19 protein-coding genes are annotated in these 25096 nt (G+C 71.6%); 5 read left to right on the forward strand and 14 right to left on the reverse strand.

Annotation, left to right across the window (positions count from 1 at the left end):
* Nucleotides 1–7 precede the first annotated feature (7 nt).
* From O0S08_RS39125 to O0S08_RS39175, 11 genes are all read right to left on the reverse strand, one after another.
* Nucleotides 8–793 (reverse strand): hypothetical protein, encoded by a 786-nt coding sequence (locus O0S08_RS39125; protein ID WP_269034581.1) that lies wholly within the window; start codon nucleotides 791–793, stop codon nucleotides 8–10.
* A 17-nt stretch (nucleotides 794–810) separates the two neighbouring features.
* The gene (locus O0S08_RS39130) at nucleotides 811–2067 is read right to left on the reverse strand and encodes a hypothetical protein (protein WP_269034582.1); all 1257 of its coding nucleotides are present in this window, start codon (nucleotides 2065–2067) and stop codon (nucleotides 811–813) included.
* Between the two features lie 2 nt (nucleotides 2068–2069).
* Nucleotides 2070–2723: a c-type cytochrome gene (locus tag O0S08_RS39135; protein WP_269034583.1), complete on the reverse strand. Its 654-nt coding sequence runs from the start codon at nucleotides 2721–2723 to the stop codon at nucleotides 2070–2072.
* 1 nt (nucleotide 2724) lies between these two features.
* Nucleotides 2725–3273 carry a DUF3341 domain-containing protein gene (locus tag O0S08_RS39140; RefSeq protein WP_269034584.1) on the reverse strand — a complete coding sequence of 183 codons (549 nt, stop codon included), beginning with the start codon at nucleotides 3271–3273 and terminating at the stop codon, nucleotides 2725–2727.
* A gap of 3 nt (nucleotides 3274–3276) precedes the next feature.
* Nucleotides 3277–4683: an NrfD/PsrC family molybdoenzyme membrane anchor subunit gene (nrfD, locus tag O0S08_RS39145; protein WP_269034585.1), complete on the reverse strand. Its 1407-nt coding sequence runs from the start codon at nucleotides 4681–4683 to the stop codon at nucleotides 3277–3279.
* A gap of 15 nt (nucleotides 4684–4698) precedes the next feature.
* Nucleotides 4699–7962 carry a 4Fe-4S dicluster domain-containing protein gene (locus O0S08_RS39150; RefSeq protein WP_269034586.1) on the reverse strand — a complete coding sequence of 1088 codons (3264 nt, stop codon included), beginning with the start codon at nucleotides 7960–7962 and terminating at the stop codon, nucleotides 4699–4701.
* 24 nt (nucleotides 7963–7986) lie between these two features.
* Nucleotides 7987–8640, reverse strand: coding sequence for a cytochrome c3 family protein (locus tag O0S08_RS39155; protein WP_269034587.1), 654 nt, complete (start codon nucleotides 8638–8640; stop codon nucleotides 7987–7989).
* A 450-nt stretch (nucleotides 8641–9090) separates the two neighbouring features.
* A complete protein-coding gene (locus tag O0S08_RS39160) occupies nucleotides 9091–9579 on the reverse strand; it encodes a c-type cytochrome (RefSeq protein WP_269034588.1) in 489 nt (162 codons plus the stop codon).
* Between the two features lie 19 nt (nucleotides 9580–9598).
* Complete coding sequence (locus O0S08_RS39165) at nucleotides 9599–10312, reverse strand: SCO family protein (RefSeq protein ID WP_269034589.1); 714 nt, start codon at nucleotides 10310–10312, stop codon at nucleotides 9599–9601.
* A complete protein-coding gene (gene cyoE, locus O0S08_RS39170; protein ID WP_269034590.1) occupies nucleotides 10309–11295 on the reverse strand; it encodes a heme o synthase in 987 nt (328 codons plus the stop codon). The genes O0S08_RS39165 and cyoE overlap by 4 nt, the downstream gene beginning before the upstream one ends.
* On the reverse strand, nucleotides 11292–11705 hold the full coding sequence (locus O0S08_RS39175; RefSeq protein WP_269034591.1) for a hypothetical protein: 414 nt from the start codon (nucleotides 11703–11705) through the stop codon (nucleotides 11292–11294). Before O0S08_RS39175 ends, cyoE begins: the two co-directional genes overlap by 4 nt.
* Nucleotides 11706–11902: 197 nt before the next feature.
* Here O0S08_RS39175 and O0S08_RS39180 point away from each other — a divergent pair, with 197 nt between their 5' ends.
* From O0S08_RS39180 to O0S08_RS39195, 4 genes are all read left to right on the forward strand, one after another.
* Nucleotides 11903–12832, forward strand: a complete 930-nt coding sequence (locus tag O0S08_RS39180) for an alpha/beta fold hydrolase (protein ID WP_269034592.1) — start codon at nucleotides 11903–11905, stop codon at nucleotides 12830–12832.
* Between the two features lie 140 nt (nucleotides 12833–12972).
* Nucleotides 12973–14703 carry a rhomboid family intramembrane serine protease gene (locus O0S08_RS39185; RefSeq protein WP_269034593.1) on the forward strand — a complete coding sequence of 577 codons (1731 nt, stop codon included), beginning with the start codon at nucleotides 12973–12975 and terminating at the stop codon, nucleotides 14701–14703.
* Nucleotides 14700–17849 carry a serine/threonine-protein kinase gene (locus O0S08_RS39190; RefSeq protein WP_269034594.1) on the forward strand — a complete coding sequence of 1050 codons (3150 nt, stop codon included), beginning with the start codon at nucleotides 14700–14702 and terminating at the stop codon, nucleotides 17847–17849. The genes O0S08_RS39185 and O0S08_RS39190 overlap by 4 nt, the downstream gene beginning before the upstream one ends.
* Before the next feature lie 188 nt (nucleotides 17850–18037).
* On the forward strand, nucleotides 18038–19804 hold the full coding sequence (locus O0S08_RS39195; protein ID WP_269034595.1) for a DUF2330 domain-containing protein: 1767 nt from the start codon (nucleotides 18038–18040) through the stop codon (nucleotides 19802–19804).
* 352 nt (nucleotides 19805–20156) lie between these two features.
* Here the strand turns inward: O0S08_RS39195 and O0S08_RS39200 are convergent, their stop codons facing one another.
* Entirely contained in the window at nucleotides 20157–20882 is a 726-nt protein-coding gene (locus O0S08_RS39200; RefSeq protein ID WP_269034596.1) for a hypothetical protein, read from the reverse strand.
* Between the two features lie 165 nt (nucleotides 20883–21047).
* On the opposite strand from O0S08_RS39200, the gene O0S08_RS39205 reads away from it, so the two are divergent.
* Nucleotides 21048–22586, forward strand: a complete 1539-nt coding sequence (locus O0S08_RS39205; protein WP_269034597.1) for a serine/threonine protein kinase — start codon at nucleotides 21048–21050, stop codon at nucleotides 22584–22586.
* A 390-nt stretch (nucleotides 22587–22976) separates the two neighbouring features.
* Here O0S08_RS39205 and O0S08_RS39210 read toward each other — a convergent pair whose 3' ends face one another.
* The gene (locus O0S08_RS39210) at nucleotides 22977–23624 is read right to left on the reverse strand and encodes a peroxiredoxin family protein (RefSeq protein ID WP_269034598.1); all 648 of its coding nucleotides are present in this window, start codon (nucleotides 23622–23624) and stop codon (nucleotides 22977–22979) included.
* On the reverse strand, nucleotides 23621–25042 hold the full coding sequence (locus tag O0S08_RS39215) for a DsbA family protein (protein WP_269034599.1): 1422 nt from the start codon (nucleotides 25040–25042) through the stop codon (nucleotides 23621–23623). The genes O0S08_RS39210 and O0S08_RS39215 overlap by 4 nt, the downstream gene beginning before the upstream one ends.
* Between the last annotated feature and the right edge of the window lie 54 nt (nucleotides 25043–25096).

A 25096-nucleotide genomic window follows, 5' to 3' on the forward strand; every position in this document is an offset into this window, starting at 1 on the left:
AACGACTTCAGTGCGCAGGAGCGGGCGCGGGCGCGGACGGGTTGCTCTTGGCGCCGACCGGCTCGGGCGTGCCGCCCGGGACCGGCTTGGTGCTCTCGGACTGACCCTTGTCGGCGTTGACCGGCATGGCCTCGTCCTTGGTGCCCGGCGGCAGAGCGGCCGGCGGGGTGCCCTCGGCCGGCTTCGCGGCGGCGTCGGCCGGCTTGGCGGCGTCGGTCGGCGTGCCAGCGGGCGCAGCGGCACCCTCGGCCGGGGCAGCGGCGCCCTCGGCCGGGGCAGCAGCGCCCTCGGTCGGCACCGCAGGCGCGGTCCCGTCGGCGGGCGGCGTGCCCTCCGGCGCGGCCGGGGTCGGCGTCGGCGCGGCGGCCTTCTGCCCGCCCGTGGCGACGTCGTCAGGGTGGATCCACCCCGGCGGCGGCGCGAAGGCGCCGAGCTTCTCCGGCTTGGCGAGGATGAGGTCGCGAGCCGAGGCCAGCGGGATGTAGCTGTAGCGGGCCACGACCTTGCCGGTCGCGTCGGTCAGGGTGTCCTCGCCCTGGCCGCGGGTCCGCGTCTCCATGCCCTTGCGGTACTCGGCCAGCAGCGCGGAGCCCTCTTTGCCGCGCTCGGCGTTGAGGTCGCGCGCCTGGTCGTTGAACAGCTGCACGCAGGTGATCAGCGACAGCAGCGTCAGCGCGCCCAGGCCCCAGACGATGTTGAACAGCTCGCGGGTCGGCGGCGCGTCGAGCTCGTGGCCGCCACCGTGTCCGTGGCCGCCGTGGGCGCCGTGCGAATCGTTGTGATGCTCGGTCATGACTGCCTCCGCTCCGCTCAGAAGTTCTCGAACCGGACCGACTCCTCGATCCGCGGGTCGCCGGTGGGCACCAGAGCCTTGCGGCCGAGCGCCCAGGTGAAGGCGGCGATGAACACGCCGGCCACGCCCAGCAGCGCGAGGATGTCGACCGGGCCGATGTGCATGTGCATCACGTGGTCACCGCTCTCCAGCGCGTGGTGGTGCGAACGCACCGGCTGGATCAGCCAGAACATGTCGACCACCTGCATGAACAGGATCCACACCGCGGCCAGCGTCAGCGTGAACGCGTTGCGCTTGACCCCGCGGCGCAGCAGGAAGAAGAACGGGATGAAGAAGCGACCGACGACCAGCAGGAAGGTCAGCGGCAGGAAGTCGTCGGCGATGCGGTAACCGAACCACATCGTCTCTTCCGGGATGTTCGCGTACCAGATCAGGAAGTACTGGCTGAACGCGATGTACGTGTAGAACACCGTGAAGCCGAACAGGAACTTGCCGAGGTCGTGGTAGTGCTCGGTCGTCACCACGCCGCGCAGGTAGCCCGACTTGTGCAGCAGGATGACCGTCAGCGTGATCAGGGCGAACTCGCTGAGGGCGCTGCCGGCGAAGTAGTAGACGCCGAACATGGTCGAGAACCAGTGCGGGTCGAGCGACATCAGCAGGTCGAACGCCGCGAAGCTCAGCGACAGCGCGAACAGCAGCAGCGCCGGCGCGGCCCAGAACCGCATCGAGTGGGCGGCGCGCAGGCCGGCCTCGGGGTTGCCGTCGGAGCCGGTGCTCTTGCCGTAGAAGAACAGCGACAGCACGGTCCAGATGCCGAAGTAGACGAACATGCGGATGCGGAAGAAGCCCTCGTTGAGGTAGGCCTTCTTCGCGTTGAGCATGAAGTCGTGCTCGACGGCGGCGACGTCGGTCCAGTGGTACAGGTCGTGGGCGCCGAGGAAGATGATCGGCAGGCCGAGCAGACACAGCACCGGCAGGGTGATCATCGCGTTCTCGGCGATCCGGCGGACCGCGATCGACCAGCCGGCGCGGACCAGGTGCTGGACGATCGTGAAGAACAGACCGCCCAGGGCAAACGCCAGGAACACCATGTAGCCGACCAGGTACGCGTACCAGAACGCGTGGCTGTCGCCGGCGCTGGTCGCCCAGGCGCCGCCGAGGCTGGCCGCGCCGAGCAGCAGGCCGATGATCGGCATCTTGCGCCACATCGAACCGGCGGGGATGTGGATCTGGTCCGCCGGGAGAACGAACGGCTTGTCGTGAGCGTGGCTCATGGCTACTTGGCCTCCTCGGGCGTGCGCGCGACCTGCAGCGTGCGGACCCACACGGCGATCGCCCAGCGGTCTTGCACCGGGATCTGGGCCGCGTAGGACTGCATGGTGCCCTTGCCGTTGGTGATGACGTCGAAGAAGTGGCCGAGCGGCATGGCCCGGATCTGCGGGTCGTTGAGGTTCTTCGGCGCGACGCTGAAGCCGCCGCCGCGCAGGGTGGCGACGCCCTGGCCGCCGCCCGTGTAGTCGTGGCAGGGCTGGCAGTAGATGTTGTAGCGCTCCTCGCCGCGGGCCATCAGCTCGGTGCTGAGCTTGATCGCCGCCGGGAGGCGGTCGAGCAGGCGGCTGTCGGGGCCGCGGCCGCGGTACAGCTCGTCGTCGTCGTGCAGCTGCCCGACGGCCACGGTGCCGGCCATCGGCAGGCGCGCCGCCCTGCCCTCGCACAGGTGCTTGTTGTGGGCGTTCTTGCAGTCGACGCCGTGGAAGAACTCGTTGACCTCCTGAGCGTCGAAGCGCTGCTGGAAGTCCATGTTCTGGATGAGGTGGACCGGCGGCAGCTCGGACCGGTTGCCCTGACAGCCGGCGGCGCCGACGAGGGCGCAGCCGAGGGCGATGGCCGAAACAGACCCGAAGGGGCTGGGAAGGAGTTTGCGTGCCATGTCAGTCCTCGACCTCCTCGATGTGCAGAGCGCCGGTGCGCTCGAGCAGCTCGCGGGTCTTCTGCGGGTCGTACTTGGGGTCGCGCGCCTCGATGGCGATGAAGAACTTGTCGTCCGTGTGGCGCAGGAACCGCTCGCTGTTGAACAGCGAGTGGTACCACATGGGCAACCGGTTCAGCCCGAGCATGCCGAACACCGCGCCGAAGGCGGAGAACAGCACGCCGAGCTCAAACGTCACCGGCACGAACGCCTGCCAGCTGAAGTACGGCTTGCCGGCGATGACGATCGGGTAGTCGACCGTCGAGGTCCACCACTGCAGCAGCAGGGCCAGCGAGGCGCCCGTCATGCCCATGGCGAACACGATCCACGGCAGCACGCTCGGGCCGAGGCCCATGGCCTTGTCGAGGTTGTGCACCGCGAACGGCGTGTGCGAGTCCCACACCTTGTAGCCCGCGTCGCGGACCTGCTCGCACGCGTGGTAGATGGCCCGAGCCGAGTCGTACTCGGCGAGCAAGCCGTAGGTCTTCTTCTTGAGGAGGGGCTTACTCATGGCTCAGTGGTGCTCCCCGTGCGAACCGCCGTCGCCGTGGTAGTGCGGGTTGGCAATCGACATCACGCTCTTGACCTCGCCGATGGCGACCGTCGGCAAGTAGCGGACGAACAGGCAGAACAGGGTGAAGAAGAGGCCGAAGCTGCCGACCAGGGTCGACACGTCCCACACCGTCGGCGAGTAGTAGTCCCAGCTCGAGGGCAGGAAGTCGTGGTGGAGCGAGGTCACCGTGATGACGAAGCGCTCGAACCACATGCCGATGTTGACGAAGATCGAGAGGATGAACAGCCACACCACCGAGCGCCGGATCCGCCTGATCCAGAAGAACTGCGGGGTGATGACGTTGCAGCTCACCATGATCCAGTAGGCCCACCAGTAGTCGCCGAACAGGCGGTTCTGGAACGCGTAGCTCTCGTACGGGTTGCCCGAGTACCAGGCGATGAAGAACTCCATCCCGTACGCGTAGCCGACCATCGTGCCCGTCAGCAGGATGATCTTCGCCATGTTCTCGAGGTGCTTGATGCCGATGATGTGCTCGAGCTTGAACCAGGCCCGCAGCGGCAGCAGCAGCGTCAACACCATCGCGAAGCCGGAGAAGATGGCGCCGGCGACGAAGTAGGGCGGGAAGATCGTGGTGTGCCAGCCGGGCAGCTGCGACACGGCGAAGTCGAAGGACACGATCGTGTGCACGGAGAGCACCAGCGGCGTGCTCAGACCGGCGAGGATCATGTAGGCCTTCTCGTAGTTGAGCCAGTGCCGCGTGGACCCGCGCCAGCCGAGCGCGAACAGCCCGTAGGCGAAGCGCCGGATCGGCGTCTTGGCCCGGTCGCGCATCGTCGCCAGGTCGGGGATCAGGCCCACGTACCAGAACAGCAGCGAGACCGTGAAGTAGGTCGAGACCGCGAACACGTCCCAGAGGAGCGGGCTGCGGAAGTTCGGCCACATCTCCATCTGGTTCGGCAGCGGCAGCGGCCAGTAGATGAACCACGGGCGGCCGGTGTGGAACGTCGGGAACTGCAGCGCGCAGATGACGGCGAAGATCGTCATCGCCTCCGCGGCGCGGTTGATCGACGTGCGCCACTTCTGGCGGAACAGGAACAAGATCGCCGAGATCAGCGTTCCGGCGTGGCCGATGCCGACCCAGAACACGAAGTTGACGATCGCCCAACCCCACGCCACCGGGTTGTTGAGGCCCCAGATGCCGGTGCCCATGTAGAGCAGGTAGGCGATCGAGATGAGGTACACGCCGAGCAACATCACCGACGGGATGAACGCGATCCACCAGCGGCTGCTGGGGACCTCGATCGGCCGCGCGACGGCCTCCGTCACGTCGTGGAAGGTGACGTTGTCACCGTCGACGAGTTCCTTGCGGCCGGTGATCGGGTCGAGTTCGTCTTGATACTGAGCCATGTGCGTCACCTGGGCTTAGTGCGCCGGGGCGTGGTCGGCCTTGTGCTCGGCGGCTGCGTGCGGGGCAGCAGCCGGAGCAGCAGCGGCGGGCGCCGGAGCGGACGGAGCGAGCTCGGTGTTGGGGTTGCGGATCCGGCCGAGGTACGTGGTGCGCGGCCGCGTGTTGAGGTCGGTGAGGACGCCGTAGTGACGGACGTTGGTGCGGAGCTGCGCGACCCGGGTGGTCGGGTCGGCGACGTCGCCGAACACGATCGCCTGGGAGGCGCACGACTGCTCGCAGGCGACGACGATGACGCCGTCCTTGACGGTGTCCTCGCCCGCGACGTGGGCCTGGATCTTGGCCTCCTGGATGCGCTGGACGCAGTACGAGCACTTCTCGATGACGCCGCGGAAGCGCACCGTGACGTCCGGGTTCTTCTGCATCCACAGCAACTTCTCGTCGTCGCTGTTCATCGGGTCGCGGTTGAAGTTGAAGAAGTTGAAGCGCCGGACCTTGTACGGGCAGTTGTTGGCGCAGTACCGCGTGCCGATGCAGCGGTTGTAGGCCATGTCGTTGAGGCCCTCGGGGCTGTGCGCGGTGGCGGCCACCGGGCACACGTTCTCGCACGGGGCGGTCTCGCAGTGCTGGCACAGCATCGGCTGGACGACCGCGGACGGGTCCTCCTTGGCGCCGCTGTAGTAGCGGTCGAGGCGGATCCAGTGCATCTCGCGGCCGTTGGCCACCTGCGAGCGGCCGACCACCGGGATGTTGTTCTCGGCCTGACAGGCGACGACGCAGGCGCTGCAGCCGTTGCACTTGTTGAGGTCGATGACCATGCCCCACTGCTGCTTGCCGACCAGCGCCGGCGCGCCGAAGTCGGGGTGGGTGTTGTGGTCCCACAGCGAGACCAGCTGCTCGGGCTTCATGAGGTCGCCCTTGATGGCGAACTCGCGGCCGTTGGCCTTGAAGTCCTCGACGGTGGTCTCGCGCACGATCGGGCGCTCGGGGTAGCCGCGGCCCGGGTTCAGCAGGTTCGGGTCCATGTCGTCGCGCGTCGACGCCGTGTCGATCGCCGGCGACAGCGAGCCCCAGTCCTGCGTGGAGTAGATCTTGCGCTGACCGCCGGCCTTGGCCACGTCGCCGCCCTGGAGGAACCAGGGGTTGGCGGCGGACTGCAGCGGGTACACGTCGACGCCGGCGCCGTCGGCGGCGCGGCCGAGGTTCTGCCGGCCGTAGCCGAGCGCGAGCGAGACGGTGTCGTCGGCCTGGCCCGGGGCGATCCAGACCGGGATCTGGACCGACTTGCCGCCCACGGTCACGGTCACGAGGTCGCAGTTCTCGACGCCGAGCTTGCGCGCGGTGGCGATGCTGACGTAGGCCGCGTTGTCCCAGGTCAGCTTGGTCATCGGGTGCGGCAGCTCCTGCAGCCACGCGATGTTGCTGAAGCGACCGTCGGCGACCTTGGGGTCGACGTGGAAGTTGACCTCGAACTTGTTCGCCGTGAAGTCCGCGGCCTTGATCGCCTCGGCGACCTTGGCGTACTCGCGCGGGATCGGGTTCTGGCCGGAGCGCGGGACGCCGTGGGCGACGCCGTCGTGCAGCCAGCGGCGCCAGACCTTGTCGGACCACATGGCGCCGAGCGCCTTCTTCCAGTAACCCTGAACGAGGCTGTAGCCGTCGACCTCGGCGTCGCTGGCGATCCAGGACAGCAGCTCGAGCGCGCTCTTGCTGTTGTGCAGCGGGGCGATCAGCGGCTGGACGATCGAGATGGTCGCGTCGGCGGCCTCGAGGTCGCCCCACGCCTCGAAGTACGTGGTGGCCGGCAGGTGCCACGCGGCCAGCTTGCCGGTCTCGTCGTTGTACTGGCCGTGGTGGATGACGGTGACGGCCTTGAGCTTGCTGGCCAGCTCGAGGTCGCCGGGGGCGTCGTAGGCCGGGTTGCAGTCGATCACCAGGACGGTGTCGACGCCGGCCTGGAACGACCCCGGCAGCGCGCCGATCGGCTCGAGCGCGATCGCGGTGTCGTCGTGGCGCAGGCGGACGCTGCTGCCGACGTTGCCGAGCATGACGTTGATCAGCAGGCCGAGCGCGTGGGCCCACGCGGGCTGACGCTCGCCGACGATCACGAGGCTGTGCGCGTCGCGGGCGTCCTTGGCCGCCAGCAGGTCCTTGGCCAGGACCTTGACGAACTTCTGCTCGGCGTCGGTGAGGGTGACCGCCGGCAGGGCGTCGAGCACCGCCTCGGCGCCGCTCGGGGCCTTGCTGCTGCCCTTGATCTCGCCCGCGAGGGCGACGAGCACCGCGCCGACCTGGCTGGCGCGCATGCGCAGGCGGTGGTCGGCCTGGGCGCCGGTGATGCTGAAGTGCGGCTCGACGACGTAGAGCCGGTTCATGCTGGCGGCGTCGGCCTGCGAGTGGACCTCGCGGCCGGCCGCGAACTCGCGCTGCAGGCGGACGCTGTCCTGCTCGCCGCACAGGAAGTCGCTGTCGGCCGAGAAGATGACGCGCGTGCCGGCGGCGGTGATCTGGCCGCCCGCGCTGCCCTTGCCCTGGATGTGGTAGGTGAAGCGCGTGCCGGCGCCGCACAGCAGCTCGGCGCCGGCGTTGGCGTTGCGCGAGCCGACGACGTCGCCGTCGAACAGGCGGGCCTTGGGGAAGTTGGTGGTGAAGGTCTTGAGCGCCTCGCGCAGCGACGGCGACAGCACCGTCGGCAGCACGACCGCGAGCCCCTCACCCTGCTTGCCGCGCAGCTCCTTGAACTTGGCCCCGAGCTCCGCGGTGACGGTCTCCCAGTCGACCGCTTCCTGCGTCTCGCCGCTGCGCTTCAGCGGGTTCCGCGAGCGCGCCGGGTCGTACAGGCCCATGACGCTGGCCTGGGCCCACGAGTCGGTCGCGCCGAGCGAGCCGCTGTGCCGCGGGTTGCCCTCGACCTTGGTCGGGCGCCCGTCCTGCGACTCCACCAGCAGACCCTGCACGGTGCCGCCGACCTGGTACGCGGTGGCGTAGTAGACCGCCTGGCCGGGGATGGTGTCCTCGGGCCGCTTGCTCAGCGGCACGATGTGCTCGACCGGCTTGCGGATACACCCGGCCGAGGCCAGCGCCGTCGAGGCGCCGACCAGGCCCATGAACTTGCGCCGCGCCAGCGAGGTCGCCGGCACGAAGCTGGTCGCGCCGCCGTCACCGGCCAGCGCGCTCGCGTCCTTGAGGCCCGGGAACTCGTCGTGCTGCGGGGCCAGCGTGCCGTCGTGATCCGCGAGGCTGCGCCAGTATGCCTTGAGGTTGTCGGTGGACTTGGTCATGCGAAAAACCTGTCTGGCGGCGGGTTAGCGGTGGCACCCCGAGCAGTGCTCCGGCGGGTTCACGTCGCGCTTGCGCTTCGGATCCTTGGCGGCGTCGTAGGCCTTGCCGTCGGTGGCGGGGTCCCACGCCATGTTGGTGATCTGGTCGACGGGCCGGAGGTTCGGCTCCGGGTTGCGGTGGCACTCGAGGCACCAACCCATCGACAGCGGCTGCGCCATCTCGACGATCGTCATCTGATCGATGCGACCGTGGCAGGACGAGCAGCCGACGCCCGCCGCGAGGTGCGGCCGGTGATCGAAGAACGCAAAGTCGGGCAGCTGGTGGACGCGCACCCACGGGATCGTCTCACCGGTCTCGGCGCTGTCGCGCACGAGCTTGAGGCGCGGGCTGTCGGTCTTGACCAGCGAGTGGCAGTTCATGCAGGTCGCCGCCGGGGGCACCGCCGCGACCGCGGCGCGCTCGACCGTGTTGTGGCAGTAGCGACAGTCCATGCCCATGTCGCCCGCGTGCAGCTTGTGGCTGAACGGCACCGGCTGGATCGGGCGGTAGCCGACATCCGTGTACTTCGGCGAGAAGTAGTACCAGACGAAGCCCACGAGGCCGGCGAGCGCGAAGGGGCCGAGCACAGCGACGGCGAGCGGGATGTTGTTGGTCCAGCGGGGAAAGATGGCCGGCACTTCAGTTCACCCTCTTCTTAAAAGGTCCAAGGAGGCCGCAGGGACCCCCCGTGCTGGGACGTGTTCGTGGCGCGACATGAAAGCAGCGAGAAACGACCAGGACCCTTGTTTCGCGGCGCACCCTAACAGCACCGCGGGCGCCAGTGCAACAGTCGTGAACGGGCCCGGGGTCGAATGCTCCCGCAAGTTTCGCGGGTGGTCCGTATGGATCGTGATCGACGGGTTCGGCGCCGACGACCGGTGCGACCGCCTGCCTCACTCCGGACCGGTCGAGCACGCAACGCTGCGACGCGTACAGGTGTTCGCAATTCGCCGGTCGGAGCCTCCGCCGGGCGACATGTGCGGAGGCACAAGAGCCCCGCAACGCGATCTCTCGAGCGCCGCCGAGGCGGTCGTACGCAGCGCGGCACGTGTCTGCGCCGCAGGACCGGGTGGGCGCCGATTCGTCGCTCACGGCGCCGTCGCTGCGGGCGCGTCGGCCTTTGGTGCCTCGCGCCAACGCGGTGAGAAGGTCTTGATGTAACTCACCACTGCGCGCACGTCGTCGTCGCGCAGACCACCCCACGCAGGCATGCCCTTGTCGACCCTGCCCTGCTTGATGGTATTGGCGAGGTCGCCGTCGGTCGGTAACTCGTCGCCCGGTGTCGACTTATAAAGGAAGTGCGCCGCGCGGAAGTCTCGCGCCTCGAGGTTGCGCGCCGCGGGGCCCTTGCCGCCGCCGTCGTAGCCGTGACACGAGGCGCAGTAGCGGTTGAAGAGCTTCTGCCCGTGATTGAGGGTCTCGGCGGGGACCTCGACGCCGCCCAGCACCTGCGCCTCGGTGAACGGCGGAGGGCCCGCTTCACAGGCCAGCAACAGGCAGGACGCGGCGAGGGCGAATCGCCGGACCGGCAATCGGGCGACCGCAGTCGCCCTATTGAATTTGATGTTCAATGTCATGAGTCGGAATTGAACACCGTCACGGAGTCCGGTTGCAGCCCCCGCCGGTCCGCTGTCGCATCTCGCGGAGGACGTGCTGAGAGCGGTGGAACACCTCGTCGAGGCCCATCTCGTCGTCGCTGGCGTAGTAGCCGCGGATGTTGCCGTCGCCGTCGATGAGCACGAGCTTGGTGGTGTGCGCGATGTCGATCATGCCGGCCGGGCCGGTCTTCTTGTCCATCGCGCTGGCGAAGCCGCCGACGACCAGCTTCTCCATCGCCGCGAGCGGCCCGGTGACGAAGCGCCAGCGGGTCTCGTCGGCGCCGAGGTGGCCGGCGTAGGTCTTGAGCACCGCGGGCGTGTCGTTCTCCGGGTCGACCGAGAAGCTGACCAGGTCGACGCCCTCGATGCCGTGCTGCGCGTAGCGCTCCTGCAGGCTCAGCATGGCCCGCGAGATCTTCGGGCACGTGCTCGGGCACGAGGTGAAGATCAGGCCGGCCACCCAGACCTTGCCGCGCATCGACTCGGGCGTGAACGGCTGGCCGTCCTGGTCGACCAGCGCGAACGCCGGCAGCTGCGACAGCACCGGCGGCGGATCGGGCACGTGCCGGGTGCACGGGCGCATGGCGGTGACGATCACCAGGCCGACCACGGTGGCGAAGTGCCACGGGTACTGCATGAACTTGCGGCGCAACCAGCCGCCCTCGACCATGCCGGGCAGCTCGGGCTCGCGTTGCTCGGGACCGTCGCTCATCGCAGCACCACGTCGAGCACGAGGGCGACGATCAGCGCCGGGAGGTAGATCAGCGAGGCGAAGAAGAACCGCCGCGCCCACCGCAGCTCGCTGGCGCGGTCGCCGAACGCGACCAGGCCGGTGCAGGCCCAGCCGAGGAAGCCGAGGCTGAGCAGCAGGGCGACCGCGCAGTACAGCGGACCGGTGAGGCCGATCACGCTCGGCAGGACCGAGATCGGCAGCAGCACGATCGACCACAAGAACGCCTGCACGCGCGCGGCCGACTCGCCGCGGACCACCGACACGCAGCGGATGCCGGCCCGCGCGTACTCCTGGCGGCGGAACAGCATGATCGCCAGGAAGTGCGGCATCTGCCACACCAGCAGGATGAGGAACAGCGCCAGGCCGCCGAGGTCGAGCCGGCCGGTCACCGCGGTCCAGCCGAGCAACGGCGGCGCCGCCCCCGGGAAGGCGCCGATCAGCAGCGCCAGCGGGGTGCGGTACTTGAGCGGCGTGTACACCAGCACGTAGCCGACGGTCGCCCACAGCGTGAGCAGCAGGGTCAGCGGGTTGGTGAACAGCGCGAGCGTGACGATCGAGCCGAGCAGCAGCGCGGCGGCGAAACCGAGGCCTGTCGCGGAGGACAGGCGGCGCGCGGCCAGCGGGCGGTCCTTGGTGCGCGCCATCAGCGGGTCCCGCGCCCGCTCGAGCCACATGTTGAACGCGCTGGCGGCCGCGACCGCGAGGCTGGCCCCGACCACGCCGGCGAACCCGGCGGCGAAGCCCGGCGAGCACCAGCCGTCGGCCGGCGTCTCGGCCGGGAACGGCGCGTCGTCGGACTGCAGCGCCAGCCAGGCGGCGCCGGCGGCCGTCAGCGCGCACATGCGGGTCACGCCGGGCTTGGTCAGCTCCCACAGGTCGCGCGCCGGGCTGTGGCGCTTGCGCTTGCGCGAGCTGTCCGCAGGGACATGCTCCGAAAGACCGGTCGTCGGTTCGCCGCTCACAGCTGGACCGCCTCCCCGGCGGTGCGACAGAAGCTGTCGAAGGCGCGGTAGGCGTCGGCGCACGCGCAGTCCTTGGTGCGCTTGCACTGGCTGCCGCGCTCCTTGCAGGTGAGGAACACCCACTTGCCGTCCATGCTCTCGCTGGCGGGCAGCTTGCCGCAGCCCTCCTTGCGGTCCTGGCTCTTGAGGCAGTGGTACATCGCCTGCTTGACGCCGTGGTTGCACATCACCGCGGTCGCGTCGCACTCCTTGTGCCACGCGATCACGGCGTCGATGCAGCCCTCGGCGTCGAGCGACTTGCCCTTCTCTTCCATGATCGGGAACACCGCCTGGACCACCCGCTCGCCGTGGACGTAGGCGCGGTGCATCTGCCACGTCATCAGGCCGCCGAGCGCGAAGACGCCGATCATCACGGTGCGCAGGCTGGGGCCTCGCCACTCCGACCGCGACGGCCGGGCAGAACGGTCAGGGCTTGTCACGGGCGCGACGCTAGCCGCCGGGACCGGGGCGGTCAACGGCGCGGCGACCGGCGGTCGCACCCCTGCGACGCGCTGCGCACGAGGCCGTGTGGATCCTCCTATACACCCGTGCTATGCGGCGGGGCGCGATGCTCGGACACCTCTGGACGATCGGGCCCAACCTGCGTCATCGCCTGCTGCCCCACGCGGCGCCGGCGGCGACGCCGTGGTCGACCACCCTGCACGACCCGCGCGTCGGCCCGGTGCGCCTCACCGGCGCCCTCGCCCGCCTGCCCGGCGCGCGCGAGCTGGTGGTCCTCGTCCACGGCCTCGGCGGGGCCATCGACAGCAGCTACGTGATCAAGGCGGCGCGGGCGGCCGCGGCCGTCGGGCTCGACAGCCTGCGCCTGTCGCTCCGCGGCGCCGACCGCAGCGGCGAGGACTTCTATCACGCGGGTCTGGTCGACGACCTCACCGCGGCGCTCGCCAGCCCTGCGCTCGCCGACTACGACCGCGTGTACGCGATCGGCTTCTCGCTCGGCGGACACATGACCTTGCGCTGGGCGATGGCGCCGACCGACCCGCGGGTGCGAGCGGTCGCCAGCGTGTGCGCCCCGCTCGACCTGGCCGCCGGGTGCGCGGCGATCGATCAGGGGCGCGGCGCCGTGTACCGCGCGCACGTGCTGGCCGGCCTGCGCGAGATCTACGCCGCAGTGGCCGCGCGCAAGCCCGTGCCCACGCCGATGCCGGCGATCCAGGCGCTCACCACCATCCGCGCCTGGGACCGCCTCGCGGTCGTCCCGCGCCACGGCTTCTGCAGCGTCGACGACTACTACGCCAGCGAGAGCGCCGGCCCGCGGCTGCGCGCCCTCGCGCTCCCGAGCCTCATCGTCGCGGCCACCGGCGACCCGATGGTCCCCGCGGCCACCGTGGCGCCGCACCTCCGCGAGCTCCCGAGCCACGTCCACGCGCGGTGGGTCCCGGGGGGTCATGTCGGCTTCCGCGCCGGCCTCGATCTGGGCATGGGCGACGCGCCCGGGCTGGAGCCGCAGGTCCTGGCCTGGCTGCGCCGGCAGTGACCGACTATGCTGCCGCCCCAGCGTCCGCCGTGCAGCCCGCCCAGTCGCTTCCTGGCCCCGCGGGGCCCCGATCCGGGCATTCTGCCGGCGCCGCCGCGGCCGCGTCGTCGGCCGACGACATGACGCAAGGGACAGGTCCCGTGGGACAGCCCGAGCCGAACGCGTTCGCGGCGACCATCCGCGTCGAGCTCGAGACGAGCGCCCAGGACCCGCAGGGCCCCGGCGCGTCCGCGGCGACCATCCGCGTGGCGCTCGGGGCCGGCTCCCAGGGCCAGCAGGGCCCCGGTGCGTCCGCGATTGACATGTCGCTCGCGACATGCCCCAAGGGACAGACACGACCGGGCGTGTCCGCGAGCGACATGTCGCCGAGGACAGGTACGAAGGGGCGGGTCGGCGCGTCCGCGAGTAACATGTCGCTCAGGACAGGCTCCAAGGGCCAGGCGGCCAGGGGCGCCTCGACTGCGCCGGCGGCCCCTGCCGCGGCTCGTCCCGCCCGGCCGCCCGACCTGCTCGCGCCTCACCTGCCGCAGGAGGCCGCGCCGAAGACGCCGCCGCCCGACCTGCTCGCGCCGCACCTGCCGGCGGCGACGCGCCCGCCGAGCCTGCGGCCGCCGGACCTGCTCGCGCCTCACCTGCCGCGAGAGACAGGTCCGAAAGAGCAGGCGGCCGCCGCCCCGGGCCTCGCCCCGCTGTCGGCGCAGTGCCCGGCCTGCAGCCTGCACGCCCTGGTCGCGGTGCACCTGCGCCGGCAGGCCGCGGGCGGGCGCTGGCGTCAGCTCGGCGCGCGCGAGCGACCTGTCCCCGGGGACCTGACCCTCGATACATGTCCCATTTGCTTCGGGGTGTGGCTCGATCAGGGCGAGCTCGACCAACTGGGCGACGCCGACGTCGACCCGGCGTTCCTCAAGACCATGGTGGGCCGCTCGGCCGGGCGCATGTGCCCGCGCGGCCACGGCTTCATGAACGAACACCTGCTGCCGGGCATGCTCAAGACCCCGGTCGACCGCTGCCCGCGCTGCCGCGGCCTGTGGCTCGACGGCGACGAGCGCCACGCCCTCGCCCGCTCGAGCACCCCGTCCGGTCAGGAGGCTCCGGCGGTCCAGCTGGCCAAGCGCGGCGTCATCTGGGCCGCTCAGGTGCTGACCCAGCTGCCCATCGAGGTCGACAATCCGCGGCGCGGGATCCCCTGGGTCGTCCTCGGCCTCGGCGCCCTCCTGCTCGGCTGCTACGTCGCCTCCGTCCTCGGCCTCGTCTACGCCCGCGAGTACGCGCTGGTCGCCGGCGAGGTCGTCCGCCGGCCGCTGCACCTCTACACCGTCCTCACCCACGCGTTCTTCCACGCCGACTGGTTCCACCTCCTCTTCAACCTCTACTTCCTCTACGTGTTCGGCCGGAACGTCGAGCACGTGTTCGGCCGCCGGCGCTTCCTCATCCTGTACTTCGGGGCAGGTCTGTTCGGCGGCCTGCTGCAGCTGCTCCTCACCAGCGCGACCGGCACGCCGGTGATCGGCGCGTCGGGGGCGATCGCCGGGGTGTGCGGCGCCTACCTGGTGATCTTCCCGCGCGCGCGCCTGCTGCAGACCCTGCCGCTGGTGTACGTGCAGCTGAAGATCCCGGCGTGGGTCTACCTCGGCGCGTGGATCGGCTTCCAGGCGGTGATGGCGGCCACCTCGGAGGCGCCGCAGTTCGCCTGGTACGCCCACCTCGGCGGCTTCGCGCTGGGGGCCGCCCTCGCGCCGCCGGTGCTGCGCAGCGTGAGCCGCGAGGTCGGCGAGGCGGTGCGGGTCAAGTCGGCGGCCGCGATCTTCGGCAAGGTCCCGCGCCGCCGCGGGCCGCCGATCGTGGTCCAGCCGGTGCGGAGGTCGACGTGAGCGAGACGTCCGACAGCCAGGCGCCGGCCGACATCGCCGCCACCCTCGCCGGCGACGTCGACGAGCAGACCGCGTCCTCGTCGCCGGCCGAGAGCGAGGCGCGGCGGCTGATCGGCAACATGCCCGAGCGCCTCGGCCGCTACCGCCTGATCGAGCGGCTCGGCAGCGGGGCGATGGGGGTGGTCTACGCGGCCCGCGACGACGCCCTGGCGCGCAAGGTCGCGATCAAGGTCCTGCTCCGCGGGGCGACCGCCGACCCACACGCGCTGCGCCGCCTGGCCCGCGAGGCCCAGGCGATGGCCCGCATCGCCCACCCCAACGTCGTCGTCGTCCACGAGGTCGGCGAGAGCGACGGCCTGCTGTTCGTCGCCATGGAGATGGTCGACGGCGTCACCCTCGACCAGTGGTGCCGCCCGGGCGAGGGCCCGCGGCCCGACTGGCGGGCCCGGCTCGACATGTTCCTTCAGGCAGGTCGGGGACTGGCCGCGGCGCACGAGGCCGGCCTGGTCCACCGCGACTTCAAGCCGAGCAACGTGCTCGTCGACGCCCGCGGGCGCGCGCGCGTCCTCGACTTCGGGCTCGCGCGCATCGACAGCGAGATCGTCGACGCCGCCGCCTCGATCGTCGCCCGCGGCTCGTTCGACGTCGAGCTGACGCGCAGCGGGACGATGCTCGGCACGCCGGCCTACATGCCGCCGGAGCAGTTCGAGGGCCGGGCGGCGACCGCGGTGAGCGACCAGTTCAGCTTCTGCGTCGCGCTCTACGAGACCCTCGCCGGCGTGCGCCCCTTCGCCGGGCGCACCCCCTACGCCCTGCTGCAGACCATCCGCAGCGGCCAGATCCGTCCGCCCCCGCGCGAGGTCGAGGCGCCGGCGGCGGTGTTCACGATCCTGCGGCGCGGCCTCGCCGTCGACCCGGCCCGGCGCTGGCCCGACATGCAGTCGCTGCTGCAGGCGCTCGAGCGGGCGGTGCGGCCGCGGCAGGTGCGACGGGCGACGGTCGTGCTCGGCGTCGCCGCGGCGCTGGCCGGCGGGTTCGGCATCGCCGCGCTGTCGCTCGGCGGCGAGGAGCCGTGCGCCGCGATCCCGGAGCGCATGGTCGGGGTCGCCGACGCGGACCGGCGCGCCGCGGTGCACGCCGCTCTGCTGGCCTCCGGCAAGCCGTACGCCGCCGCGCTCGCCGGCAGCGTCGACGCGGCGCTGACCGACTACGCCGAGGCGTGGTCGCGCGCGGCCGTCGACAATTGCGAGGCGACCCGGGTCGACGGCGACCAGAGCGAGGCGATGCTCGACCTGCGCGCGGCCTGCCTCGACCGCCGCCTCGCCGGCCTCGACGCCGCGGTCGGCCAGCTGCTCACGCTCGACCCCGGCTCGTCGCAGCGCGCGCTCGACCTCGTCGACAACCTCGATCCGCTGGCGCCCTGCGCCGACCGCGAGCGCCTCGGCGCCGCCGTCCCACTGCCGAGCGACCCGGAGGCGCGCGCTCGCCTGGCCGAGGTCGAGCGCGACCGCACCGGCGCGGTGGCGATGCGGGCCGCCGGGCGCACCAAGGAGGCGCTCGCGCTGGCCGAGGCCAGCCGCGCCGGCGCGGCGGAGATCGGCTTCGCGCCGACGCTGGCCGAGATGGCGCTGCTCGTGTCGCGCCTCGAGCTCGAGCTCGGCCAGCACGAGAACGCCGAGGCCCACCTCGCCGAGGCCACCACCGCCGCCGCCGTCGCCGGTCGCGACGACCTGCTGGTCGACGCCTGGCTGGCCACGGTCTGGCAGCACAGCGTCCGCGGCGCCACGCCCGACGTCACGGCCGCGCTCATCCGCACCGCCGAGGTCGCCCTGGCCCGCGCCCGCGAGCCGCCGCGGCTGGCAGTGCTGTTCCACAGCACCGTCGCCCACGCGTACCAGCGGCTGTCGATGAGCGACAAGGCGACCGCGCACTACGACGCCGCGCTCGCGCTGCTCGACTCGCCCGACGTCGGCGAGATGCAGCGCCTGCGGACCCGCTTCAACCGCGCCACCCACCTGGTCGGGACCGACGGCGGCGAGCTGGCCGAGAGCACCCTGCAGGCGGTCCTCGGGGACATCGAGCGCCTGCTCGGGGTCGGCCACCCGATGACCGCGAACGTCCACCACGCGCTGGGCGACCTGGCCGCGAGGCAAGGTCACCTCGAGCGCTCACTGGCCGAGTTCGAGCGGGCGCGGGCGATCAAGCTGGCCGAGTTCGGGCCCGACAACCCGGGGACGATGCTGACGGACGAGCGGGTCGCGACGGCGCTCGAGGGGCTCGAGCGCGAGGACGAGGCGCTCGCGCGCTACGAGGACCTGCTGACGCGCGCGCGCGCGCTGCACGGCGACCGCAACACCACCGTCAGCCGCCTCCTCGGCAACATGGCGTCGCTGCTGCTGCGGCGCGGCGCCGTCGACCTCGCGTTCGCCCGCGCGAGCGAGGCGCTGGCCATCGACGTCGCCTTGCTCGGCGAGGAGCACGCGGACGTCGCCATCCGCCGGGTCCAGCTGGCCGAGGTGCTCGCCCACCGCGGCGAGCACGAGAAGGCGCTGGCCGAGCAGGCGCGGGCCCGCGAGGTGTTCCTCGGCACCCTCGGCCCGGAGCACGAGTTCGTGTCGATCACCTACAGCGCCGCCGGCCTGTCGCTGTCGGCGCTCGGCCGCTACCAGGAGGCCCTGGCCGCGTTCACCAAGGCGCGCGCGCTGCTGGTCGACAAGTTCGGCGCCGCCTACCCCGAGCTGCCGACCCTCGACCTCGCGTTCGGCGAGGCGCTGATCGCCGCCGACCAGGTCGACGAGGGGCTGCAGCGGGCCCAGGACGGCGCCGAGCGGCTGGCCGCGGACAACGGCCCGGACAGCGCCACCGCCCTCCTCGCCCGCGGCCAGCTCGGCAAGTGCCTCCTGCGGGCCCGCCGGCTCGACCGCGCGGTCACCACGCTCGAGGCCGCGGTGCACGACGCCGAGGCGGCCAAGATCGCCGCCCGCGACCTCACGACGCTGCGCCTCGGCCTCGCCGAGGCCCTCCTCGCCCGCGGCGACCGCGAGCGCGTGCGGGCCCTCGCCGGCCCGGCCCTCGCCTCCCTCGCGGCCGACGACCCGCTGCGCGCCGACGCCGAGCGCCTGCTCGCCGGCCAGCGCCCGCGCTGAGCCGCCGAACCGCAATCGCTGGCCGACCGGGGCCCGCCCGCGGCCGAGGCCTGCGAGCGACATGTCCGCATGGACATGTCCCTGAAAACATGCACTCCTCGCCGCGCGGTCTGACGCCTGGAGCCGCGGCCGGCCGCGTTGTGGCGCGGCACCTCGACCTGTGCGACCCTGCGGCCTGGAGTCTAGCGATGCGAACTAAGCTTATGTGGAAGCGAGCCTCGATCCTGGCCGCCGCTGCCTGTGCGGCCTTCACCCTCACCCGATCGCGGCCCGCCGAGGCCTGCGGGGTCAACGGCTGCGACGGTGGCGTGCCCGGGCCGATGCCGGTCAATCAGGACGGCGAGAACGTGCTGTTCGTCCTCAACCCCGGCGAGGTCGAGGTCCACATCCAGATCAGCATCGACCCCAACACCAACGCGCAGAAGTTCGCGTGGCTGATCCCGATCGCCCAGATCCCCGAGTTCGAGGTCGGCTCGCAGCCGCTGTTCGACGCGCTCCTGCAGGCCTCCGTGCCGCAGTACGGCCTCAACCAGAGCTTCGAGCAGTGCGGCGACCAGGGCAACTCGAGCGGCCTGAGCTCGCCGAACGGCGGCACCGACGGCGGCTTCGACAGCGGCACCACCGGCGCCGCCACCACCGGCGCGACCACCGACGATCCGGTGCTCCTCAAGACCACCGCCGGCGCGTTCGAGATCGTCGTGCTGCAGGACAAGACGGTCGCGCCGATCAAGCAGTGGCTGCTCGACAACGACTTCCTGTGGATCGACGGCGCCGACGAGGTGTTCCAGCAGTACCTCGACGACGGCCAGGTGATCGTCGCGCTCAAGCTGACCGGCGGGGCCGACGAGGGCGACGTGCACCCGATCGTCCTCCGCTACCCGTCGGACGAGAACTGCTTCCCGCTGCGGCTGACCCGCTTCTCGTCGGTCCAGGACATGGACATCCGCGTGTTCCTGCTGGCGAACGGCCGCGCCGCGCCGACCAACTACCGCCACGTCCTCGTCAACCCGCTCAAGATCGACTGGTTCAACTTCGCCGCCAACTACAAGGAAGTCATCGGCAAGGCGGTCGACGAGCTGGAGGCCGACGGCCTGGCGTTCGTCACCGAGTACGCCGGCGCGACCAGCATCACCGCCCCGTTCGCCTTCAACGTCTACAACCCGAACTGGAACGAGGCGGTGTTTGGCGGCCTGGCGCCCGAGCAGGTCGTCAACCGCCTCAACGAGCAGGGCCTCACCAACTGCTACGAGCCGGGCTTCTGCTTCTACAACCACCCGCTGATCCGGGGCGTCCTCACCGAGCACCTGCCCGTGCCCGACGGCCTCTCCCCCGAGGAGTTCTACGGCAACCTGGCCGCCTACGTCGACCAGATCGACGTGATGACGTGGGGCGACGGCAGCGCCTTCGCCACGGCCCTGGCCGACCGCATCATCAGCCCCGGCCTGCACGCCCAGGACCTGCTCGACACCTACCCGTACCTGACCCGCATGTACACCGTCATCTCGCCCAACGAGATGATCGCGGACCCGACCTTCCACATCAACCCCGACCTCGAAGACGTCGCCAACGTCCGGATCGCCGGCAACTACAACCTGTGCGACGGCAACAGCGTCATCACCCTGCCCGACGAGCGCGAGATCTTCGTCCCCGACGGCGGCCCGTGGCCCGACTTCATCGGCGAGATGTGGTGGGCCGAGGAGATCAGCCAGGTCGCCCTCAAGGGCAAGCCGATGCACCTCGTCAACAACACCGCCGCGATCAACACCAAGATCGAGGAGTGGAACACCTCGCACGGCTGGCCGCGCAGCACCTCCCCGGACTCCGGCACCGCCGGCAGCACCGGCGGCGACGACGCCGGCTGCGGCTGCAGCAGCGACCAGCCGCACAACGGCGCCGCCCTGCTCGGCGTCGCCGGCCTCGGCCTCCTGGCCCTGCGCCGGCGCCGACGGGGGTAACGCGAGGGACATGCCCGTAAGGGCATGTTTATAAGGACAGGTCGAAGAGGACATGCTCTTGCGGGCATGTCCTTTTGTCACTCTCGGAGCGCCGCGCCGCCTGGCGACGCGGAACCAGCTCTGGCTGCAGCGCCCACCCTCGGCGTGTCCGCGAGACAGCGGCCCCCTCCCCACGGCGGTCCACCTCGACGTGTCCACGACATCGAGGACCTGCGAGCGCGCCTCGACGAGCCCATGCTCGCATGTCCTATCGACCATGTCCCGAGAGTCATGGCCGCTCCCCGCCCTCGCCGGACGAGCAGTGCGAGCGGATGTCGCGGTGGCCCGGGTCGGGCCGAACAGGCGGGTGTGCTCAGGGCTGCTTCGCCGCGACGCCGGCCGGCTGGGCGCTGCCGGCCGGGGCCGCCTGCACCGCCCCGGCCACCGCGGGCGCCGCGGCGGGCGCGCCAGGGACCGCGGGCGCGCCGGGGGCCGGCGTGGTCGTCGGTGCGACGGGTGCGACCGGCGCCGCCATGACCTGCGTCGGCGCGGCCGAGGGCACCACTGCGGGCGGGGTCGCGACCACCGGTGGCGCGGCCGGCGGCGCCCCGGGCTGGGGCGCCGCCGGCAGCGGGCGCGCAGTCGTCGAGGCCGCCCCGCCCATGACCCCGTCGTAATGCCCGAGGTAGCTCCACTCGTGGTCGAACAGCATCGTCGCCACCACGAACTCCCCGGTGGCAGGGCGCACGCGGATCTCGAACGCGTGCCCGTCCTTCGACGGCCGGTCGGCGACGGTCAGGGGGTCGGGGTTGGCGTCCTTGTCGAGGTCGATGTGGCTGAACTGCCCCGGCTTCTTGTTCAGCGCGTCCTGCAGCTTGTCGGGCGTCTTCAGGCGGTTGAAGGTCACCAGCATCGACACCGGCTCGACCGCCAGGTCGGCAGACAGCGGCCGATCCTCGCCGGTCGGCGCCGGCGCGCCGGCCATCGACGCCTTGGTGAAGGTGGCGTCCTCTTTGCCGGACGGGTCGACCGGCTTGCCGCACGCGCCGACGAGGACGGCGAGGACCAGGGCTGCGTTCCGAGCTGTACTTTCGGACATGTGACCTCCGCGAGGGCGCCCCTGAGGGCGAGGAGAGCGCGGCTGGGACAGCGCCGCGGGGCCGGGTTCCAGGCGAGGGCCCGCCCGGCAGTATAACGGGACGGCGGACGCACGGCAGCCGGCGCGCACGCGACCGGGTAAACCGCCTATAATGCCGCCGCCGCCGTGACCTCCGCCGCAGCCTCGCCGCTACCCACCCCCGACGCCCCGCCGACCGCGTGGATCGGCCACACCCTCGACGGCCGCTACCACCTGCGCGACCTGCTCGGCGAGGGCGGCATGGGAGCGGTGTTCACAGCGGAGCACCTCAACCTGCGCAAGCTCGTCGCGGTGAAGATGATCCACGCCGAGTACACGGGCAACGAGGAGATCGCCGAGCGGTTCCGCCGCGAGGCGATGGCGACGGCGCAGATCGAGCACCCCAACGTGGCCAGCGCGATCGACTTCGGCCCGCTGCCCGGCGGCGGCGCGTACCTGGTGACGCAGCTGGTGCGCGGCTCGTCGCTGACCGACATCATCAACCGCGGCCGCATGCGCTGGCAGGCGGTCTGCGACATCGGGGCCCAGATCGCCGACGCGCTCACCGCGGCCCACGCGGCCGGCATCGTCCACCGCGACCTCAAGCCCGACAACATCCTGCTCGAGCCGCGCGAGGACGGCGAGGTCGTGAAGGTGCTCGACTTCGGGATCGCCCGCGTCGCCGACCACAGCGCCGGCACCGAGCCGCTGACCCGCCTCGGCACCGTGATGGGCACGCCCGGCTACATGGCGCCGGAGCAGGCGATGGGCGAGCCCACCGACCACCGCACCGACCTCTACGCGCTCGGCGTGATCCTGTGGGAGTGCCTGGCCGGCCGCGCGCTGTGGGACGGCGGCGAGATGAGCGACCTGCTGACGCGCCAGCTGACCCAACCGCCGCCGCCCCTGGCCGGCGAGGTCGTCGACCTGCCGGTCGAGTTCGAGCGCATCATCCAGCAGCTGCTCGCGCGCGAGGCCAAGCAGCGCCCGCAGACCGCCCGCGAGGTCCGCGACGCGCTGCGCGCCCTGAGCCGCAGCGTCAGCGCGGTGCCGGTGTCGACCCTGCCGCCGCCGAGCCCGACCCCGACCCTGCCCCCGGCGGCGGCGAGCAACCGCGGCCTGTCCGGCTTCATCGCCGTGTTCGTCGGCGCGGCGCTGCTCATCGTCGTGCTGTGGGCGGTCCGCCAGCCCGGCGGCGAGGAGGCGCCCGCGCCCGCCGAGGCCGGCGAGCGCCCGGCCGAGTTCGTGCCGGCCGCCGGCAAGGGCGCGCCGCCCGGCGACGGCAAGTCCGAAGGGGCAGGTCCTTCGGAACCTGTCCCTTCCGCCAGAAAGAACGACCTCGGCGAGCTGCCCGCCGGCCTGCGCGAGCCGGCCACGGCCCTGCTGGGTGAGACGAAGGACGGCCAGTTCAAGGCCGCCGAGGCGGTGCTGGCCTACGAGCCCGAGGTCGACGTGCCGCTGTGGCTGCACGGCCTGGCCCTGCTCGAGAAGGCGGAGAGCTGCGAGGCCAAGCGCGCCGCGGTCAAGCGGATCGCCGAGGCCAACGACAAGCGCGGCCTGCCGGCCCTGCAGCGCCTGAACAAGACCCCGCGCAAGGGCTGCGGCGTGTTCAAGGGCAGCGACTGCCTCGAGTGCCTGCGCACGACCTTGAAGAAGTCGATCGACCAGCTCGCGGCGCTGCCGTGAGACGACGCGGGCGCGAGACGCCGACCCGCGAGCCCGCAGCGTGCTCGCGGGCCACGACCTACGACCTCGCCTGTCGCGTCCGCGACGCGCAGCACCACGCGACGCCGCGGCCTGCTCGCAGACCGCGACTCACGACATCGTAGGTCGCGTCCGCGATGAGAAGCTGCGGCGCGGGGCCGCGGCGCGCTCGCGGACCGCGACTGCCGCGATCCTCGCTCGTGACTGCGATGGGGAGAGGCAGCGCGCGAGGCCGCGGCGCGCTCGCGGGCCGCGAGCCATGACATCGCCTGTCAGGCCCGCGGCGCGCCGCGGCGGCGTGCGGACAGCGAATCACGACATCGCCTGTCACGCCGCGGCGCGGAGCTCCGCGTCCGCGTCGATGCTCGCGGCCTAGCGCGCGAGCATCGACTCGACGCAGTGGTGCGCCGCGGGGCGGCCCCAGTCGCGCACGTTGACGTACGCGTGGACGAGCTGGCCCTCGGCGTCGACGAAGTAGGTGTCGGGCAGCTTCTCGCTGCCGTAGGCATTGTGCAGCTTGCCGGTCGGGTCCCACAGCACGCGCACGCCGGTCTGCTCGAGGCCCATGCGGGCGAGGAACGGCGCGACCAGGCTCTGGTCCTGGTCGACGCTGATCGCCAGGATCGCGACGTCGTCGCGGCCTTGCAGGCGCTCGGCCAGGCGGTCGAGCTGCGGCCACTCGCGGATGCACGGCTCGCACCACGTGGCCCAGAAGTTGACGACCACGAACTTGCCGCGCAGGTCGGCGAGGCTGACCGTCTGGCCGGCGAGGTCCTGCAGCGAGAACTCCGGCGCCGGGCCCTCGCGCAGCTCGGGCTGCAGCGCGCGGCAGGCCGCCTCGGCCTGGGCCTTGGCGGCCGGGCCGAGCGAGGCGGCGAACCAGAACATCCACAGCGAGCCGATGACGATGAACACCACGTAGGCGAGCGGGCCCATCAGGCCGCGGCCTTCTCCCCTGTCCTCGAGGACAGGGACCTGCGAGCCCGCGGGCTCGCCCGCCGGGGACCGCGTGGCCGTCACTTGCTCGGCTTCTCCTCGGCGCCGGCCATGATCTTGTCGTAGACCTGATTGCGCGGCGTGCCCTCGTCGACCAGCTTCTGCGCCTTGGCCTTCTCCTCGTCGATCAGCGCCTTGAACGCCTCGTAGGGCTGGGCGCCGGACAGGAACCGGCCGTTGATGAAGAACGACGGGGTGCCGCCGCTGCGCAGGCGGTTGGCCACCGCCTCGTCGTCCTTGACCATCTGCTCGGTCTCGGCGGCGGCGAGGTCGAGCTCGAACATCGGCACGTCGAGGCCGAGCTCCTGGGCGTGCTTCTTGACTGCCTCTTCGGACATGTCCGAAGGGCTCTGGAACAGGCGGTCGTGCATCTCCCAGGCCTTGCCCTGGCGGTGGGCCGCGAGCATCGCCCGGGCGCCGATCCGCGCCTGCGGGTGCATCGCCAGCGGGCGCTGGCGGAAGACGATGCGGACGTCGTTGGCGTAGTTCTGCTTGACGTCGGCGATGGCCGCGTTGACGCGCTTGCAGAACGGGCACTGGAAGTCGCTGAACTCGACGATGGTGACGAGCGCGTCGTCGGGGCCCCACTGCGGGCGGGCGTCGAGCGGGACGCGGTAGGTCTTGCTCGGGTCGGGGCCGTCGTCGCGCTGGCTCGGCGCCTTGCCGGGCCCGGCTCCGGGGCCGCGCGTGGCCTTGGCGTCCTTCATCAGGGCGCCGTAGACCTCGGCGCGCGGGGTGCCCTGGCTCTCGAGCTGGCGGCCCTGCTCGCGCTCGTACTCGAAGATCTCGCGCCACTGCTTGGCCGGCAGCGAGCCCGAGTAGGGGCGGCCGTTGACCAGGAAGTACGGCGTGCCGGTGGCGCCGGCCTTGCCGCCGGAGGTGTAGTCGCTGTCGACCGCGGCCTTGGCGGCGTCGCTGGTGCGGTCGGCGTTGAACTTGGCGATGTCGAGGCCGAGCTGCTGCGCGTAGCCCTCGAGGCTCTTGTCGTCGAGCTTCCGCTGGTTGGCGAACAGGAGGTCGTGCATCTCCCAGAACTTGCCCTGCTGGTGCGCAGCCCACGCGGCCTGGGCCGCGGGCGGCGCCGCGGTGTGGCCCGGCAGCGGGTAGTGCTTGAAGATCAGGCGCACGTCGCCATCGTAGGCGGCCATCGCGTCCTTCAGCGGATCGGTGACCTTGGCGCAGTACGGGCACTGGAAGTCGGAGTACTCGACCACGGTGACGAGCGCGTCGTTCGGCCCGAACTGCGGCTCGTCGCCGCGGAGCTCCGCCCGGTAGCGGTCGCCCTGCTCGAGCTTGGCCGAGGGCACGAAGAAGCGGTCACGGACCCACTGCCCGGCGTAGAAGCCGATCCCGATGGTCGCTGCGAACCCGAAGACCGCGATCAGAATCGAGGCGGGAGACTTCTTGCTGGGGGTGGGAGCAGGCGTCGTGGCGTCGGACATCGTCGACCTCGTGGGTACCCAATAGTAGCGCGCGATGCAAACCGGTTGGGGACG

This window comes from Nannocystis punicea (genome assembly GCF_026965555.1).
Lineage (GTDB): Bacteria > Myxococcota_A > Polyangia > Nannocystales > Nannocystaceae > Nannocystis > Nannocystis punicea.

Excerpts from the sequence above, each read along its gene's own strand:
- O0S08_RS39125 (WP_269034581.1), bottom strand. The coding sequence starts at position 793 with ATGACCGAGCATCACAACGATTCGCACGGCGCCCACGGCGGCCACGGA.
- O0S08_RS39130 (WP_269034582.1), bottom strand. The coding sequence starts at position 2,067 with ATGAGCCACGCTCACGACAAGCCGTTCGTTCTCCCGGCGGACCAGATC.
- O0S08_RS39135 (WP_269034583.1), bottom strand. The coding sequence starts at position 2,723 with ATGGCACGCAAACTCCTTCCCAGCCCCTTCGGGTCTGTTTCGGCCATC.
- O0S08_RS39140 (WP_269034584.1), bottom strand. The coding sequence starts at position 3,273 with ATGAGTAAGCCCCTCCTCAAGAAGAAGACCTACGGCTTGCTCGCCGAG.
- nrfD (WP_269034585.1), bottom strand. The coding sequence starts at position 4,683 with ATGGCTCAGTATCAAGACGAACTCGACCCGATCACCGGCCGCAAGGAA.
- O0S08_RS39150 (WP_269034586.1), bottom strand. The coding sequence starts at position 7,962 with ATGACCAAGTCCACCGACAACCTCAAGGCATACTGGCGCAGCCTCGCG.
- O0S08_RS39160 (WP_269034588.1), bottom strand. The coding sequence starts at position 9,579 with ATGACATTGAACATCAAATTCAATAGGGCGACTGCGGTCGCCCGATTG.
- O0S08_RS39165 (WP_269034589.1), bottom strand. The coding sequence starts at position 10,312 with ATGAGCGACGGTCCCGAGCAACGCGAGCCCGAGCTGCCCGGCATGGTC.
- O0S08_RS39175 (WP_269034591.1), bottom strand. The coding sequence starts at position 11,705 with ATGATCGGCGTCTTCGCGCTCGGCGGCCTGATGACGTGGCAGATGCAC.
- O0S08_RS39180 (WP_269034592.1), top strand. The coding sequence starts at position 11,903 with ATGCTCGGACACCTCTGGACGATCGGGCCCAACCTGCGTCATCGCCTG.
- O0S08_RS39195 (WP_269034595.1), top strand. The coding sequence starts at position 18,038 with ATGCGAACTAAGCTTATGTGGAAGCGAGCCTCGATCCTGGCCGCCGCT.
- O0S08_RS39200 (WP_269034596.1), bottom strand. The coding sequence starts at position 20,882 with ATGTCCGAAAGTACAGCTCGGAACGCAGCCCTGGTCCTCGCCGTCCTC.
- O0S08_RS39215 (WP_269034599.1), bottom strand. The coding sequence starts at position 25,042 with ATGTCCGACGCCACGACGCCTGCTCCCACCCCCAGCAAGAAGTCTCCC.